At 74.4% G+C, this 15,493-nt stretch carries 15 protein-coding genes and 1 pseudogene; 5 read left to right on the forward strand and 11 right to left on the reverse strand.

Going from position 1 to position 15,493, the window contains the following annotated elements; translation table 11 throughout:
* Positions 1-174: 174 nt before the first annotated feature.
* From IF20_RS02400 to IF20_RS02405, 3 genes and pseudogenes are all read right to left on the reverse strand, one after another.
* Positions 175-1,446 carry an aspartate aminotransferase family protein gene (locus tag IF20_RS02400; protein ID WP_052863192.1) on the reverse strand — a complete coding sequence of 424 codons (1,272 nt, stop codon included), beginning with the start codon at positions 1,444-1,446 and terminating at the stop codon, positions 175-177.
* A 227-nt stretch (positions 1,447-1,673) separates the two neighbouring features.
* Positions 1,674-1,799: a hypothetical protein gene (locus IF20_RS40415; RefSeq protein WP_267881116.1), complete on the reverse strand. Its 126-nt coding sequence runs from the start codon at positions 1,797-1,799 to the stop codon at positions 1,674-1,676.
* 20 nt (positions 1,800-1,819) lie between these two features.
* Positions 1,820-2,020: pseudogene (locus IF20_RS02405) on the reverse strand (nuclear transport factor 2 family protein); the annotation flags it as partial.
* Between IF20_RS02405 and IF20_RS02410 the strand changes: the two are divergent.
* Positions 1,980-2,318: a cupin domain-containing protein gene (locus IF20_RS02410; protein ID WP_407702431.1), complete on the forward strand. Its 339-nt coding sequence runs from the start codon at positions 1,980-1,982 to the stop codon at positions 2,316-2,318. The pseudogene IF20_RS02405 and the gene IF20_RS02410 overlap by 41 nt on opposite strands.
* 80 nt (positions 2,319-2,398) lie before the next feature.
* On the opposite strand, the gene IF20_RS02415 is transcribed toward IF20_RS02410, so the two are convergent.
* Complete coding sequence (locus tag IF20_RS02415) at positions 2,399-3,805, reverse strand: sugar porter family MFS transporter (protein WP_052863193.1); 1,407 nt, start codon at positions 3,803-3,805, stop codon at positions 2,399-2,401.
* Between the two features lie 356 nt (positions 3,806-4,161).
* On the opposite strand from IF20_RS02415, the gene IF20_RS02420 reads away from it, so the two are divergent.
* Both IF20_RS02420 and IF20_RS02425 read left to right on the forward strand, forming a co-directional pair.
* On the forward strand, positions 4,162-5,175 hold the full coding sequence (locus tag IF20_RS02420) for a LacI family DNA-binding transcriptional regulator (RefSeq protein ID WP_052863194.1): 1,014 nt from the start codon (positions 4,162-4,164) through the stop codon (positions 5,173-5,175).
* A gap of 238 nt (positions 5,176-5,413) precedes the next feature.
* Positions 5,414-6,985 carry a glycoside hydrolase family 32 protein gene (locus IF20_RS02425; RefSeq protein WP_110943720.1) on the forward strand — a complete coding sequence of 524 codons (1,572 nt, stop codon included), beginning with the start codon at positions 5,414-5,416 and terminating at the stop codon, positions 6,983-6,985.
* Between the two features lie 54 nt (positions 6,986-7,039).
* On the opposite strand, the gene IF20_RS02430 is transcribed toward IF20_RS02425, so the two are convergent.
* Together IF20_RS02430 and IF20_RS02435 are read right to left on the reverse strand one after the other, a co-directional pair.
* The gene (locus tag IF20_RS02430) at positions 7,040-7,333 is read right to left on the reverse strand and encodes a hypothetical protein (protein WP_199896454.1); all 294 of its coding nucleotides are present in this window, start codon (positions 7,331-7,333) and stop codon (positions 7,040-7,042) included.
* Between the two features lie 29 nt (positions 7,334-7,362).
* Positions 7,363-8,577: an MFS transporter gene (locus IF20_RS02435; protein WP_052863196.1), complete on the reverse strand. Its 1,215-nt coding sequence runs from the start codon at positions 8,575-8,577 to the stop codon at positions 7,363-7,365.
* Between the two features lie 72 nt (positions 8,578-8,649).
* On the opposite strand from IF20_RS02435, the gene IF20_RS02440 reads away from it, so the two are divergent.
* Positions 8,650-9,453, forward strand: coding sequence for an AraC family transcriptional regulator (locus tag IF20_RS02440; RefSeq protein ID WP_052863197.1), 804 nt, complete (start codon positions 8,650-8,652; stop codon positions 9,451-9,453).
* Between the two features lie 101 nt (positions 9,454-9,554).
* Positions 9,555-10,517, forward strand: a complete 963-nt coding sequence (locus IF20_RS02445) for a threonine/serine dehydratase (protein WP_052863198.1) — start codon at positions 9,555-9,557, stop codon at positions 10,515-10,517.
* A 19-nt stretch (positions 10,518-10,536) separates the two neighbouring features.
* Here IF20_RS02445 and IF20_RS02450 read toward each other — a convergent pair whose 3' ends face one another.
* The 5 genes from IF20_RS02450 to IF20_RS02470 all read right to left on the reverse strand — a co-directional run bounded on the left by IF20_RS02450 (position 10,537) and on the right by IF20_RS02470 (position 15,493).
* Positions 10,537-11,721, reverse strand: a complete 1,185-nt coding sequence (locus IF20_RS02450; RefSeq protein ID WP_052863199.1) for a zinc-dependent alcohol dehydrogenase — start codon at positions 11,719-11,721, stop codon at positions 10,537-10,539.
* 48 nt (positions 11,722-11,769) lie between these two features.
* The gene (locus IF20_RS02455; RefSeq protein ID WP_052863492.1) at positions 11,770-12,318 is read right to left on the reverse strand and encodes a type 1 glutamine amidotransferase domain-containing protein; all 549 of its coding nucleotides are present in this window, start codon (positions 12,316-12,318) and stop codon (positions 11,770-11,772) included.
* Positions 12,319-12,438: 120 nt separating this feature from the next.
* Complete coding sequence (locus IF20_RS02460) at positions 12,439-13,404, reverse strand: glycosyltransferase family 2 protein (protein ID WP_110943721.1); 966 nt, start codon at positions 13,402-13,404, stop codon at positions 12,439-12,441.
* On the reverse strand, positions 13,401-14,354 hold the full coding sequence (locus IF20_RS02465) for a glycosyltransferase family 2 protein (protein WP_052863200.1): 954 nt from the start codon (positions 14,352-14,354) through the stop codon (positions 13,401-13,403). Before IF20_RS02465 ends, IF20_RS02460 begins: the two co-directional genes overlap by 4 nt.
* Positions 14,351-15,493 (reverse strand): glycosyltransferase family 9 protein, encoded by a 1,143-nt coding sequence (locus IF20_RS02470; RefSeq protein ID WP_110943722.1) that lies wholly within the window; start codon positions 15,491-15,493, stop codon positions 14,351-14,353. Before IF20_RS02470 ends, IF20_RS02465 begins: the two co-directional genes overlap by 4 nt.

Genomic DNA, 15,493 nt, shown 5'->3' on the forward strand with positions numbered 1-15,493 from the left:
GGCCGGCCCCGGCGGACGGGATGGGGGCGGCCGGCCCCCGGCGGACGGGATACGGGTGGCCGGCCCCGGCGGGGAGGGGGATGGGCGGCCGGCGTCTTTCCGTGCGGCCGGCGGCCTTCCGGGTGGCCGGCCCCCTGCCGCCCGGGGGCCGGCCGGTCCGGTCGGGGTGGCGCGTCAGCGGTCGGCGCAGCCCGCCTGGACGGCGGCGGACCAGGCCCGCAGCCCCTCGTCGATCTGCTGCTCGGACACGATCAGCGGCGGGATCAGCCGCACGACGTTGCCCCACGGGCCGCAGGTCAGCAGGAGCAGTCCCTCCTCGACGGCGGCCTGCTGGACGCGGGAGGCGGTCTTGGGGTCCGGCTCCCCGGCGTCGGTGACGAACTCGTTGGCCAGCATCAGGCCGAGCCCCCGCACGTCCCCGATGGCCGGGGTCTTCGCTGCCACGTCCTCCAGACCGCTGCGGAGCCGGGCGCCCTGGGTGGCGGCGTTGCCGACCAGTCCCTCGTCCTCGACCACGTCGAGGGTGGCGAGGGCCGCCGCGCAGGCCACCGCGTTACCGCCGTACGTGCCGCCCTGCGAACCGGGCCGGGCCTTGGCCATGATCTCGTCGGACGCCGCGATGCCGGACAGCGGGAAGCCGCTGGCCAGGCCCTTGGCGGTGATGATGATGTCGGGCCGGACGCCGAAGTGGTCGTGGCCCCAGAAGCGTCCCGTACGGCCCACGCCGGTCTGCACCTCGTCCAGCACCAGCAGGATGCCGTGCCGGTCGGCGCGCTCCCGCAGGCCCTGCAGGAAGGCGCTGTTGGCGGGGGTGTAGCCGCCCTCGCCGAGCACCGGCTCGACCATGATCGCGGCGGTGTCGGAGGGGTCGGTGACGGTCTGCAGGAGGTGGTCCAGCTCGCCCAGCGCGAAGCGGGTGGTGGTCTCCTCGTCCCAGCCGTAACGGGAGTTGTAGTAGTACGTGCTCGGGAAGGGCGTGACGTGGACGCCGCTCATGAGCGGACCGAATCCCGTACGGACCTTCGTGCCGGAGGTGGTGAGGGAGGCGGCGGCGACGGTCCGGCCGTGGAAGCCGCCCTGACAGACGACGATGTTGGGCCGGCCCGTGGCCTGCCGGGCGAGCCGCATGGCGGCTTCGACGGCCTCACTGCCCGAGTTGGCGAAGAAGAGGCTGTCGAGCCCCGGCGGCAGTACGTCGCCGAGCCGTTCGACCAGCTTCTGCAGCGGCTGGTGCATGACGGTCGTGTACTGGCCGTGGATCAGGGTGGCCACCTGCTCCTGGGCGGCGGCGACCACGCGCGGGTGGCAGTGGCCGGTGCTGGTGACGCCGATGCCGGCGGTGAAGTCCAGATAGCGGCGGCCGTCCGTACCGAAGAGGTGGACGCCCTCGCCGCGTTCGGCGACGACGGGTGTGGCCTGGCGCAGATGCTCGGAAAGGTGGCTCATACGACAGCTCTCTCCCACGGCGTTGAGGCGGTGCGGATATGGACGGTGGAACCGGTGCCCGGATCCTGGCGGGATCAGTCACAGGCTCCTACTCACCTTGTGGGAGAGGGGCGGGGAGGGTCAACGACCAACGGGTTCGGCGCGCGCGGCGATGGTGACCGGTGCGCCCGCCGCGCGGCACCGTGTGATCGTCGTGGAACCGTCGCCGACGGGCGCGGAACCGCCGGTCAGGTGGGGGCCGCGAGGGCCACGAGACCCTCCAGGGCGCGCGTCAGCTCCGGCGCCGGCCCGGCGACCGTGGCCTCGGCCGTGGCGGCCCCGGCAGTGGCGGGGCTCTCGGCGGGGCCGGTCAAAGAGCTGCGGGCATACGGGCTCAGTCTGTGCGCGTCGGGAGGGCGCAGGCGTCGGCGATGGCGTGGGTGTCCCAGTAGAACGGACGGACCTCGGCGATCCGCCCCTCCTTGACCGTGAGGGTCTGCAGAATCGGGAAGTCGAGTGCACGGCCGGTCGCGCGGGCGCGGGCGTGCACCTGTGTGAGCACGACCGCTGTCTCGCCGGTGGCGAGGAAGCGTTGGCCTCAGTGGCCACGCGCGCCGCGGAGCGCGACGGACAACCACCACCACGGGGCATCGGAGGCGGGGATCTACGTGGTCAGCGGCCGCCCCGTGTTCGTCTTCCACGACGGCGCGCAAGAGGTGCGGCTCGCGGCCGGACCCGGCGACTTCGTGCTCGTTCCCCCCTTCGTCCCGCATCGGGAGGAGAACCCCTCCTCCGACGAGCACGTCGTGGTCGTGATCGCGCGCACCACGCAGGAACCGATCAAGGTGAGCGTGCCCGAGTTGTACCAGCTCACGGAGACGGGTACGCCCTGAAGCGGGTGGCGGAAGGAGAAGTAGGGGCCGAACATGGTGCGGCCGGGCGGGGCGGCCCCGCCCGGCGGCGTCAACGCCGGTCAGTCCCCCGCCGGCCGGCCCTCGCCGCGCAGTGACGCCGAGATGTCTTCCAGGCTGCGGCCCTTGGTTTCGGGGAGTTTGCGGTAGAGGTAGCCGACGCCGAGGAGGCCGAAGGCGGCGTAGAGCCAGAACAGGCCGGTGGGGGTGAGGGCCTGGATGGTGGTCAGCACGGTGAGCGAGATGGCGAAGTCCAGGCCCCAGTGGGTGACGTTGCCGAAGGAGGACGCCTTGCCGCGGGCGGCGGTCGGGAAGATCTCGCTGTTGATCAGCCAGATCGCCAGGCCCAGGCTGGGGGCGAACGCGCCGATGTAGAGGCAGAGCCCGGCGACCAGCAGGCCGCTGTGCGCGGGCTGTCCGTCGCCGGCGAGGTAGAGGGCGCCGAGCAGGACGAGGGCGAGGATGACGACGGCGGTGCCGCCGAGCAGCAGCGGGCGGCGGCCGACCTTGTCGACCAGCAGCAGCGCGATGCCGGTGAGGACCATGTTGACCAGGCCGATGCCGAGCGAGGAGAGGATCGCGGCGGAGCTGGCGAAGCCGGCCTGCTGGAGCATGGTGGGCGCGTAGTAGATGACCGCGTTGACGCCGACCAGTTGGTTGGTCGCGGCGACCACCACGCCGAGGACGACCGCGGGGCGCATGGCGGGGCGCAGCAGGTCGCGGTAGCCGATCTTCGACTCCTGGGCCGCGAGCGTCTCGATCTCGCGGATCTCGCGCTCGGCCTCTTCGGCGGTACGGGTGCGGCGCAGGACCGTGCGCGCCTCGTCGGGGCGGCCGTGGGTGAGCAGCCAGCGCGGGCTCTCCGAGAGCCGCAGGACGCCGACCGTCATCAGCAGGGACGGGACGGCGCCGAGGCCGAGCATCCAGCGCCAGCCCTGCGCCGCGTCGTCGAAGGCGTAGCCGACGAGGTAGGAGACGAAGATGCCGACGGTGATCATCAGCTGGTTGAGCGAGACCAGCTTGCCGCGGCTCTCCTTGGGCGCGATCTCGGCGATGTACGCGGGGACGGCGAGCGAGGCGGTGCCGATGGCGAGGCCGAGGACGAAGCGGGCGGCGATCAGTACGGCGTCGTCCGGCGCCGCGGCGCAGCCCAGGGCGCCGACGGTGAAGATGCCGGCGGCGGCGAGCAGCGTACGGCGGCGGCCCACCGCGTCGGTGACCGCGCCGCTGACCAGGACGCCGACGATCGCGCCGAGCAGCAGGGACGCGACGGTGACCTGCTGCATTCCGGCGCTGAGGTTGAATTCGGGGGTGATGTGGAGCAGGGCCGAGGAGATGATCCCGGTGTCGTACCCGAAGAGGAAGCCGCCGAGCGCGGCGACCGCGGAGGCGCCGAGGACCGCTGCGCGGCCGCGGGTGCGCGGCGGTGCGCCCGGCTCGGGCGGGAGGACGGTGTCGGTGGGCGCCATGACGGCTCTCCTTCACATGAGCTGACGCGCGGTCAGCTGGTACCGGTGCGTTCCGCCGCACCCCTCCGGTCGTCCGGCGGAGCGGGGTGCGGCGGTGCTCCCGCCGCCGTCCGTCGGCGGGACGGCGGCGGGAGCCGGTGCCGCGTCGCACGGCAGCCGGAGGGGGCGGTCACGGAGCTCCGGCACGCGACGCTGAGTGCCGGGGCTGCCGGTCGGGAGGGACCGCCCGGTACGGCATCGTGACCTGTCGAACGATTTCGCGCAAGCGTTTGCGCAAGCGCTTTTCTCGTCAACCCGGCACCACCGCCGACCTCACGTACGATCGCGGGGACGTACAGACCGCTGAGGAGGTACGCATGGCGACCATGGCCGACGTGGCACGTCGGGCCGGTGTCTCGGTCTCGACGGTGTCCCACGTGATCAACGGGACCCGGTTCGTGAAGGAGGAGACCCGGGACCAGGTGCACGCCGCCATGCGCGACACCGGCTACATCCCGAACACCATCGCCCGCTCGCTGGTGACCTCCAGCACCAAGACCCTCGGCCTCGCGGTCTCGGCCGTCACCAACTTCCACTTCGCCGACATGGTCTCGTCGATCGACGCCACGGCCCGCGCCGCCGGCTACACCCTGCTGATAGCCGACACCCACGACGACCCGGCCGAGGAGCTGCGGGTGGTGCAGAACCTCCACCAGCGCCGCGTCGACGGCCTGCTGCTGGCCACCGCGGCGGGCGCCCGCGGCGCGGCACTGCGGTACCTCAAGGACACCGGCCTGCCCACCGTCCTGATCGACCGCTGCGCCTCCTCGGCCTTCGACCAGATCGGCACCGCGAACGTGGAGTCCACGGCCCGGCTGGTCGACCACCTCGCCGACCTCGGCCACACCCGGATCGGCATGGTGGCCGGGCGGCGCGGGATCCGGACCAGCTCGGAGCGGGTGCGCGGCTGGCAGCGCGGCATGAAGCGGCAGGGCCTGGACCCGGCCCCGGAGCTGGTCGTCACCGGGCACAGCCACGCGTACATGGCGGAGCAGGTCACCGAGAAGCTGCTACGGGGCAAGGACGCGCCGACCGCGCTGGTGGTCGGCAACAACCACATGACGCTCGGCGTGCTGCGCGCCCTGTCCCGGCTGGGCCTGAAGGCGCCGCAGGACATCGCCCTGAGCGTCTTCGACGACTTCGAGTGGGCCGACCTGCTCCAGCCGCAGCTGACCGCCATCGCACAGCCGGTCGAGGAGATCGGCGCCCGGTCCGTACGGATGCTGATCGACCGGCTCGCGGACCCGGACGGCGCGAAGCGGACGGTGCTGCTGGAGCCGACGCTGGTGCACCGTACGTCGTGCGGCTGCCCCACCGAGCCGGCGCGCTGACCCCGCCTCCGGCCCTCTGGACATTTCCGGGCACGGGCTTCTACAGTCTGCGGCGGACCGCGCCCGGGTGTCGCCGGGCAACGTCCCGCGGTGCGGCCGCATTTCGTCGGCAGCGGCCGCCGCACGCACCACTCAGCCGTCCGGTTCGTCGGGAGCCGAGGACGCGGGCCACCTCCCTGGTTCGGCCCACCTGCCCTGGTACGCAGCCTGCGCTGCGCTGCCCGACTGGAGGCACCTCATGCCCGACACCCCGCACCGCCACGTCACCCGGCGCACCGTCCTGACGGCCGCCCTCGCGCTGGCCGGCACCGGCGCGCTCAGCGTCCGGTCCGTCTCCCCGGCCGCCGCGGCCGGGCTTCGCGCGTACGACGAGCCGTACCGCCCCCAGGTGCACTTCTCCCCCGCCCGGAACTGGATGAACGACCCCAACGGGCTGCTCCACCACGACGGCACGTACCACCTCTTCTTCCAGTACAACCCGGCCGGGAACACCTGGGGCAACATGTCCTGGGGCCATGCCACCAGCCCCGACCTCGTGCACTGGGAGGAGCGCCCGGTCGCGATCCCGCACGACGAGGAGGAGATGGTCTTCTCCGGCAGCGCGGTCTTCGACCGGGACAACACCAGCGGCCTGGGCACCGCGGCCGCGCCGCCGCTGGTCGCCGTCTACACCAGCATGGTCAAGGCGACGGGGCGGCAGCGGCAGTCGCTCGCCTTCAGCACCGACGGCGGGGAGACCTGGACCCGGTACGCGGGCAACCCCGTCCTGGACATCGGCTCGGACAACTTCCGCGACCCCAAGGTCTTCTGGCACGCCCCGACCGGCCGCTGGGTGATGGCGCTCGCGCTCTCCGCCGAACACCGCATCCGGTTCTACGCCTCCCCCGACCTGAAGACCTGGACGCACCTGAGCGACTTCGGGCCCGCCGGGGCGACCGGCGGCGTCTGGGAGTGCCCCGACCTCTTCGAGCTGCCCGTGGCCGGCGCGCCGGGCCGCCGCAGGTGGGTACTGATCGTCAACCTCAACCCCGGCGGCCCGGCGGGCGGTTCGGCCGGGCAGTACTTCACCGGCGACTTCGACGGGACCACCTTCACCGCCGATCCGCAGGACGCGCCGCGCTGGCTGGACCACGGCGCCGACGCGTACGCGGGCGTCACCTACAACGACGCGCCGGACGGCCGCCGCATCCTGATCGCCTGGATGAACAACTGGCTGTACGGCGAGAAGATCCCCACCGACCCGTGGCGCAGCGCGATGGGCTTCCCGCGGGAGCTGGGGCTGCGGGCCGCGGCGGACGGCAGCGCCGTCCTCGTGCAGCAGCCGGTCGCCGAGCTGGCCACGCTGCGCCGCCGTCCCGCACTGCGCATCGCGGGGCGGCGGATCCCGGCCGGCACCTCCCGGCTGCTGCGGGACGCCGCGCTGACGTACGAGGTCGAGGCGGAGCTGCGGCCGGACGGGGCGCAGCGCTGCGGCCTGGAGGTGCGGTCGGGCTGCGGGCAGCGCACGAGAATCGGCTACGACGTCGCCGGCGGCGAGCTGTACGTGGACCGTACGGCCTCCGGCGACGTCGGGTTCTCGGCGGACTTCCCGGCCGTCCACCGTGCGCCGCTGGCGCTCACGGACGGCGTGCTGAAGCTGCGGGTGCTCGTGGACCGGTCGTCGGTGGAGGTGTTCGCGGCCGACGGCGCGGTCTGCCTGACCGACCAGATCTTCCCCGGCCCGGACGCCACAGGGCTGGCCACCTTCGCCGAGGAGGGCGGGGTGCGGGTCGAGCGGCTGACGGTGTGGCCCCTGCGGTCGGCCTGGTGACGCGGCCCCTTCGCCTGATCCCGCGGCCCCCTCGGCGACCGGTACGGCGGCGGATCAGCCGGCGCGGCGACGGGTGAGCCACGGGACCGCGGCGATCAGCACGCCGCCGCCGGCCATGCCGATGCCGAGCGTCCTGCCCTGCTGGACGAGTTCGGCGTCGGCGTCGGCCGCCGCCGGATCGCCGGCGTCGGTGCCGACCGCGGCGAAGATCCCGTACCGGTCGGCGCCGGCGCTGGTGGCCGGCTGCGCGGCCGGGCCGGCCGCGCTCGGATGCTGTCCGTGGATGACGAGTCCCCACAGGGCGAGGACGGCTCCGATGAGACTGACGATCAAGCGACTTCCGGACATGCGCGACTCCCCCGATCGACGTGCGTGCCTCAAAGACCGCCGGAGTCCCGAAAAGGTTGCGTACCGGTCGGAATGACGCCGATGAGCAGGCCGGCCGCCGCTGCGGCGACCCCGGTGGCGACCACGGCGGGCCAGCCGCCGGCCGGCCACGCCAGCGTGCCGGCCAGCGAGCCGAGCGCGATGCCGAGGAAGCGCAGGGTGAAGTAGACGGTGTTGAGCCGGCTGTGCAGGGCCGGGTCGAGGGTGAACAGGACCGTCTGGCAGACCGCCTGGCCGCCCCAGACTCCGACGTCCAGCACGACGACGCCCACGATCAGCGGGACGAGCGCCGTGCCGCCCGGCAGCATGATCAGCCAGCCCGCGAGGACCAGGCCGGTGAGGAGGGCCGACGCGCCGCGGCGGCCCAGCCGTTCGGCCGCCCGCCCGGCGTACGGCGAGGTCAGCGCGCTGACCGCGGCCACCAGCCCGAACAGCCCGATCGCGGTCGCGCCGAATCCGTACCGGCGCACCAGCAGGAACGTCAGCGTCGTCCAGAAGGCGCCGAAGGCGATGCCGACCAGCGCCCCGGAGACGACGACCCGCCACACCAGCGGGTGCCGGACGAGCCGCGGCAGGGAGGCGAGCGCGGCACGGTACGGGGTGGTGGCGGTGGTGGGGACGGCGGGCAGGGTGCGGCGCAGGACGGCCATGAGGAAGAGGGTCAGCAGTGCCGAGCAGAGGTACACGGCCCGCCATCCGGCCAGGTCGGCGAGGGTGCCGGCGTAGGCGCGGGAGGCGAGGACGCCGACCAGCAGGCCGCCCTGGACGCTGCCCACGACCCGGCCCCGGCCGGCGCCGCCGTGCGCACCGGACAGCGCGACGGCCAGCGGCGTGACCAGTTGCGGTACCGGCGAGAGCAGGCCCAGGGCGAAGCCCGCCACGGTCAGCCACCACACCGAGGGGGCGAGCGCGCAGGCGACGAGCGCCGCCGCCGAGGCGGTGCCCAGGCCGAGGATCAGGCGGCGCCGGTCGCGGCTGTCGCCGGCCGGCACGATCAGCAGGATGCCGGCCGCGTACCCCAGCTGGGTGGCGGTGGGTACGGCCCCGAGGGCGTCGGGGGCCACGCCCATCGAGGCGGCCACGGAGCCGAGCAGGGGCTGGCCCAGGTAGACGTTGGCCGCGGTCACGGCGCTGGTGGCGGCCAGCAGGAGGGTCGGGGTGCGGGCCTGGGCACGGCCCGGCGCGTCGATCGGTGGTGCGTTCACGTAGGTCGACGCTAGGACGCCCGCCGGGTGGCATACTTTCGCGGTCCCGCCATCACCTGTCGAGAGTGCGCCATGTACGGGAAGAGCGAGAACCGCGACGACTACCAGGACGTGCCGAGGCCGCTGGCCGCGATGGCGCGCGACCTGCCCGACGGGCACCGCATCCCCCCGCACCGGCACGTCCGCGCGCAGCTGATCTACGGCACCACCGGCGCCATCACCGTCACCACCGCGCACGGCGCGTGGGTGGTGCCCGCCACCCGGGGCGTCTGGCTGCCGCCCGGCCTCACCCACGCGATGACCTGCGCGGGCCCGGTCGCCATGCGCACCCTCTACATCGAGCGGCAGGCGGCCGTGCGGCTCCCGGACGCACCGACCGTCGTCTCGGTCTCCCCGCTGCTGCGGGAGCTCATCGACGAGGCGACCCGGCTGCCGGTGCTGTACGACCGCGCGGGCCGGGACGGCACGCTCATGGAGCTGCTGCTGCTCGAACTCGCCCCGCACCCGGTCCCGGCGCTGCACCTCCCGGCGCCCGCGGCCGACACGCAGCTCGCCGAGGTGTGCGCGGCGATCCAGCGGCGGCCGGGCGAGCGGTGGACGGCCGCGGAGGCGGCGGCCGTCGCGCACTTGAGTACGCGCAGCCTGCACCGCAGATTCGCCGCCGCGACCGGCATGGGCCTGGCCCGCTGGGTGCAGCAGGCCAGGCTCGTGCACGCGGTGACTCTGCTGGCCCGGGGCACACCGGTCACCGCCGTCGCCGGCGCGGTCGGATACGCCACGCCCAGCGCCTTCACCGCGATGTTCCGCCGCGCCCTGGGGACGACGCCGACCGCCTATTTCGCGGGCGCCGGGGAGCCGTGGGCGCCCGTGTCCTGAGCCCGACGGCCGCCGCGCCGCCCGGTTGTAGGGTCGGGGACGCCGCCGGTGACGGAAGCGCAGGTGGCAGCGGGAACGACGCCGACGAGAGGGAGGGTGCCGTGATCGGCATCGCGGACATCGAGGCAGCGGCCGACCGGATAGGCGAGTACGTCGTACGGACCCCGACGGTGCCGAGTCCGGGCCTCTCGGCGCTGCTCGGTGCGGAGGTCACCACCAAGCTGGAGCTGTTGCAGCGGACCGGCTCCTTCAAGGCGCGTGGCGCCACGGCGAAGTTGCTGTCGCTGAGCGAGGCGGACCGGGCAGCGGGCGTGGTGGCGGTCAGCGGCGGCAACCACGGCATCGGGCTCGCGGTGATGGCCGGGGCGCTGGGACTGAAGGCGACCGTGGTGATGCCGCGTTCGGCGCCCGCCAGGGCCGTGGACATCGCGACGGCGGCCGGCGCGTCGGTGCAGCTCACCGACGACATGGACGGCGCGTTCAAGCTGGTGCAGGAGTTGGAGGCGGACGGCCTGACGCTGGTGCACCCCTTCGACGACCCGGTGGTGGTGGCCGCCCAGGGCACGGTCGGCAAGGAGTTCGCCGAGGACGCCGGGGAGCTGACCGACGTTCTGGTCAGCATCGGGGGCGGCGGGCTGATCGCGGGCGTCGCCGCGGCGCTGCACGCGCTCCGGCCCGGGGTACGCGTCTGGGGCGTGGAGACGGAAGGCGCGCAGGCCATGTCCGAGGCGCTGGCCGCCGGCGGCCCGGTGCCGGTGCGGCTGTCCTCGATCGTCTCCACGCTGAGCGCCCCGGCCGCCTCGCAGCTGACGTACGAGCACGCCGCGGCGCTGGTGCACGAGGTGCTGGTGGTGCCGGACCGGGAGGCCGTGCGGGGCGTGCTCGACCTGGCGGAGCACGCGAAGGTGTGGGCCGAGCCGGCGGCCGGCTGCCTGCTCCCGGCGGCCCGGCAGGTCATCGAACGGGTCGGCGACGAGGCGCGGATCGGGCTGGTGCTGTGCGGCGGCAACGTCTCGACGGCGGACGTCGTGCGGTGGGCCGGGGAGTTCGGCCTGCCGACCTGAACTCCCCGGCCCCGTACGCTCACGGCTGGAGCAGCGTCTTCACCATGCCGTCCTTCTTCGCCTGGAAGGTGGCGTAGGCCTGGGGGCCTTCCTCCAGCGGCAGCCGGTGGGTGGCGAAGTCCTCGACGCCGAGGACGTCCGCGTCGTCCAGCAGCGGCAGGATGTCGTCGACCCAGCGGCGCACGTTCGCCTGGCCCATGCGGATCTGGATCTGCTTGTCGAACATGGTCAGCAGTGGCAGCGGGTCCACGTTGCCGCCGTAGACGCCGGAGATGGAGAACGTGCCGCCGCGCCGGACCGCGTCGATCCCGAGGTTCAGCGCGGCGAGCGGGTCCACCCCCGCGCGCTCGGTGACCTTCTGGGCGACCGGGCTCGGCAGCAGGCCCACGGCCTGCTGGGCGAGCTTCGCACCGGGCGTGCCGTGTGCCTCCATGCCGACCGCCTCGATGACGGCGTCGGTGCCCCGGCCGTCGGTGAGCCGGCGGATCTCGTCGGCGGTGTCCTTGCCGTACTCGCCGAGGTCCAGGGTGTGGACGCCGCGGGCCCGTGCCCGCGCGAGGCGCTCGGGCACCAGGTCGACGCCGATGACCTTCGAGGCGCCGCGGTGCAGGGCGATCCGCGCGGCCATGTCCCCGATCGGGCCGAGGCCGAGGACGGTGACGGTGCCGCCGGGCGGGATGTCCGCGTACTCCACGGCCTGCCAGGCGGTGGGCAGTACGTCGGAGAGGTAGACGAAGCGGTCGTCCGGGGGCCCGTGCGGCACCTGGACCGGCAGGTGGTCGCCGAACGGCACCCGCAGGAACTCCGCCTGGCCGCCGGGCACCTGCCCGTACAGCTTGGTGTAGCCGAAGAGCGAGCCGCCCTTGCCGCGCTCGCGGTTCTGGGTGGTCTCGCACTGCGAGTGCAGGCCCTGGGAGCACATCCAGCAGGTGCCGCAGGAGACGTTGAAGGGCACCACGACGCGGTCGCCCGGCTTCAGCTTCGTGACCTCCGGGCCGACCTCCTCGACGACGCCCATGGGCTCGTGGCCGAGGATGTCGCCCGGTTCCAGGAAGGGGCCGAGGACTTCGTACAGGTGCAGGTCCGAGCCGCAGATGCCGGTGGAGGTGATCTTCACCAGTACGTCGGTCGGATCCTGGATCTTCGGGTCGGGGACGGTGTCGATCCGTACGTCCCGCTTCCCGTGCCAGGTGAGGGCGCGCATGGCTGCCTCCCGCTCGCGCGGAGCTGTGGGTCAGGTGGGGGGGTCGGCTCAGGACTGGTGGTCCTGGGCGGTGAATTCCTTGACGAGGGCGCCGTTGAAGGCCTTCAGGTCGTCCGGCTTGCGGCTGGTGATCAGGGTGTTCGAGCCACCGGTGCAGACCTTGACCTGCTCGTCGACCCAGACGCCGCCCGCGTTGCGGATGTCGGTCTGCAGGCTGGGCCAGGAGGTGAGGGTGCGGCCGCGCACCACGTCGGCCTCGATCAGCGTCCACGGGGCGTGGCAGATCGCGGCGACCGGCTTGCCCGCGTCGAAGAAGCCCTTGACGAAGGCGACGGCCTTGGCGTCCATGCGCAGGAAGTCGGGGTTGGCGACGCCGCCGGGCAGGACGAGACCGCCGTAGTCCTCGACCCGCGCGTCGGCGACGGCGGAGTCGACGTCGAAGGTGTCGGCCTTGTCCAGGTGGTTGAACGCCTGGATCTGCCCGGACTTCGTGGAGACCAGCCGCGGTTCGTGGCCGGCGTCCTGCACGGCCTGCCAGGGCTCCGTCAGCTCGACCTGCTCGACGCCTTCGGGGGCCACCAGGAATGCCACCTGCATGGTGTTCACGTCCTCACGCATCATCGGAAACAAGTGGGCGTTATGAGTGCCTTGTCCAGAGTTCCACGCGCACGGCGGATCATGCGTGTCCGGCTGGGCCGAACGCGCCTTCCGGGCTGCTCAGCCCACGTACCGCCGGGCGCTGGACCCCCGCCGCGCCGCTTCCAGCGCCACGATCCGCGCCTCGGTGGCGGCGGAGACGGCGACCCGCTGTCGCAGTACCCACGGCAGCCCGGCACACGCATGCCCGAAAGCACGGACCGACGCGAGATCGTGCGGGACCGTACGCGCCAGGTACGCCGTACGCCGCAGCGCGGACACCGCGGGCCGCCGCAGCCAGGTGAACCACAACGTGTTCCGCAGCCCCAGCACCCGCCGCTGCGTGCTGTCGCGTGCCGTGGAGGCGGCATGGTGGATCGTCAGCGCCTCGTCGTACGCCAGCCACCAGCCACGCTCCATCAGATCGGTGGCCAGCAGCTCCTCCTCACCGCCCAGCCACAGCCCGGGGTGGAACCCGCCGGCCGCCCGGAACGCGTCGGTGCGCAGCACGGTCGCGGCGGCGAGGAACGAGCCGAGCGCGGGACCCGGCAGCCAGTCCGGCCCGCTCAGCGGGGAGTCGCGCAGCTCGGCGACGACCGGGTCCTCGGTCCCCGCGGGCTCCACGACGATTCGGGCGGTGACGGCCGCCAGCCGGGGCCGGGTGTCCAGAACGTCGGCGGCGCGCCGCAGTGCGCCCGGGTCCCACCAGGTGTCGTCGTCGCAGAACGCCACGTAGGGCGTGGCCGCGAAGTGCACGGCGAGGTTGCGGCCGACGGCACCGAGATTGCGGCCGGGCCGCAACAGCCGGACCTCGGGGAACTCCCGCGCCACCGCCTCCGCCGTGCCGTCCGTGGACCCGTTGTCCGTAACGATCACCGGGGGCCGCTCCGGCAGCTCCCGCAGGGAGCGCAACGTGCGCAGAAGCTCCTCGCGCCGGTTGTGGGTGATGACCACGACGGTCGTCCGGCCGTCGGGCCCGGCCGGCCGCGCCGCGGTGCCGTCGGGGGCCGGCGCGGTGGCCGTGTCGTTCGCCTCGTGCTGCGTCATGGCCGGTGTGTCCCTGCTCGTACGGTGGGCGGTGCGGAGGCCGGGCGCTCCAGGAGGGCGATGGCGTGCTCCACGTGGGCGGGCAGCGGGCGGCGCCGGGCGAGCGCGGGCGGGATGCGAACGAGCAGGCCCAGCAGGGCGCGCGCCGCACCCGGCTCCCCGCGCGCCGCGGCGACCGCCAGCGCCCCCGTACGCCGCAGGGCGACGCGCGGCGGGCGGCGCAGCCAGCCGGTGAGCGCTTCGTTGCGGCGCAGCAGCGGGGAGCGGCCGGGCTTGGCCCGGGCGTCCGGATGGTGGTGGGCGGTGAGCGAGGGCTCGTACACCACGCCCCAGCCCGCCGCGGCCAGGTCGTACGCCAGCAGCGTCTCCTCGGCGCCGAAGAACAGCAGTGGGTGATAGCCGCCGACGTCCAAGTAGGCACGGCGGCGGACCACGGCGGCGCAGGCCAGGAAGCCGAGCACGGGCCGGCCCGGAAAGCGGTCGGAGACCGGCAGCGGGGAGCCGGCGAGCACCGCGTTCAGCGGGTCCTCGGCGTTCCGCGGCCCGACGAGCGTGCGCGCCGCCACCAGGCCGAGGTCCGGGTGCTCGTCCAGCAGCCGGGCCGCCGTGGCCAGCGCGCCGGGGGCCCACCACGAGTCGTCGTCGCTGAAGGCGACGTAGGGGGTGCGGGCCTGACGCACCGCCAGGGTGCGGCCCAGCGCGCCGGTGTTGCGGCCCGGGCGGAGCACCCGGGCACCGACCGGGTGCGCGCGGACGGCGTCCGCCGTGCCGTCGTCGGAGCCGTTGTCCACCACGATGACCGGGGGCCGCTCGGGGAGCTCGGCAAGCCGGTCCAGGGTGTGCAGGAGGCTCTCGCGGCGGTTACGGGTGATGATCGCGACGGTGGTACGGGCGGGGGGCCGCGCACCGTCCTCGGCGAGCCCGGGGGACGCCTGCCGGTCGACGGTCACGGTCCGACCTCCCCGGTGGTCCGGGGCCGCGCCGTACCGGGCGCGCCGCGGTGCGGGGCCGAGCCGGGCGCCCGCAGCCTGCGCCGCAGCCCGGAGCGACCGGCCTCCATGCCACCGGCCTCCATGCCACCGGCCTCGGTGGCCCGCGGCATCGGGGCGACCTCGCGGTCGTGCCAGAGCACCGCCTCCACCACCTCGTCCACGCCGATCCGCAGCAGCAGCGGGTCGGGCTCGGTGCCGTGCGGGTCGCCGGGCGGGCCCGGGTGCCACAGGGCGGTGTGTCGCTCGCTCGGCGGCGGCCCCCACAGGCGCGGCGGGACCGGCCCGAAGAGCGTGACCGACGGCGTGGCGTGCGCGGTGGCGAGGTGGGCCGTGCCGGTGTCGCCGCTGACGAGCACCGAAGCCTGCGCGATCAGCGCGGACAGTTCGCCGAACGGCAGCCCGCCGGTGAGGACTTCACCCGGCCCGAGCCCCGCGGCCTCCGCGACGGTCAGCGTCAGGTCCTCCTCCCCCGGCCCGCCGAGCACCACCACGCGCCGGCCGGCGGCCCGCAGCCGCGCGGCGACCGCACCGTAGCGGTGGGCCGGCCAGCGGCGGGACCCGGCGTCGGCCCCGGGATGGATCACCACGGCGCCCGGCGCGGGCGAGGGGTCCTGCGGTGCCGGGAGCCGGTAGTCCTCGGGGTCGGCGGCGATGCCGTACGCACCCAGGACGCTGCACCAGCGGGTGCGTTCGTGCTCACCGCGCTCCCAGACGCCGAGCGCCGCCGCGGGCGAGTCCCGCGCCGCGTACGCGATGAGCCGCCCCGGGTGCAGCTCGGCGAGCACGTCGACGCTGGCCGGGCCGTTGCCGTGCAGGTCGATGGCGACGTCGGGGGCCGCGCCGGGCCAGTGCCGCAGCGCGGGGACCCCGCGCCCCGGCGCCTGCGCGGCGAGCACGGCGTCCACCGCGCCGGTGGCCAGCGCCGCGTCGGTCAGCGCCGGCGGCGCGGCCAGCACGACGGCGTGGCCGGGGAAGTGCCGGCGGATGCCGCGCAACGCGGGCACGCCGGCCAGCAGATCGCCCAGGCCCAGCGCGCGCAGCACCAGCAGGCGGGGGCGCGGCGAGCAGGGCCCGGTGGGGTCGGCTGCGGACGTCAT

The sequence above is a fragment of the Streptomyces niger genome, from assembly GCF_000718305.1.
Lineage (GTDB): Bacteria > Actinomycetota > Actinomycetes > Streptomycetales > Streptomycetaceae > Streptomyces > Streptomyces niger.

Coding starts and splice junctions, on each gene's coding strand:
- IF20_RS02455 (WP_052863492.1), bottom strand. CDS start 12,318: ATGCAGGTGGCATTCCTGGTGGCCCCCGAAGGCGTCGAGCAGGTCGAG.
- IF20_RS02400 (WP_052863192.1), bottom strand. CDS start 1,446: ATGAGCCACCTTTCCGAGCATCTGCGCCAGGCCACACCCGTCGTCGCC.
- IF20_RS02440 (WP_052863197.1), top strand. CDS start 8,650: ATGTACGGGAAGAGCGAGAACCGCGACGACTACCAGGACGTGCCGAGG.
- IF20_RS02425 (WP_110943720.1), top strand. CDS start 5,414: ATGCCCGACACCCCGCACCGCCACGTCACCCGGCGCACCGTCCTGACG.
- IF20_RS02415 (WP_052863193.1), bottom strand. CDS start 3,805: ATGGCGCCCACCGACACCGTCCTCCCGCCCGAGCCGGGCGCACCGCCG.
- IF20_RS02420 (WP_052863194.1), top strand. CDS start 4,162: ATGGCGACCATGGCCGACGTGGCACGTCGGGCCGGTGTCTCGGTCTCG.
- IF20_RS02460 (WP_110943721.1), bottom strand. CDS start 13,404: ATGACGCAGCACGAGGCGAACGACACGGCCACCGCGCCGGCCCCCGAC.
- IF20_RS02450 (WP_052863199.1), bottom strand. CDS start 11,721: ATGCGCGCCCTCACCTGGCACGGGAAGCGGGACGTACGGATCGACACC.
- IF20_RS02470 (WP_110943722.1), bottom strand. CDS start 15,493: ATGACGTCCGCAGCCGACCCCACCGGGCCCTGCTCGCCGCGCCCCCGC.
- IF20_RS02430 (WP_199896454.1), bottom strand. CDS start 7,333: ATGTCCGGAAGTCGCTTGATCGTCAGTCTCATCGGAGCCGTCCTCGCC.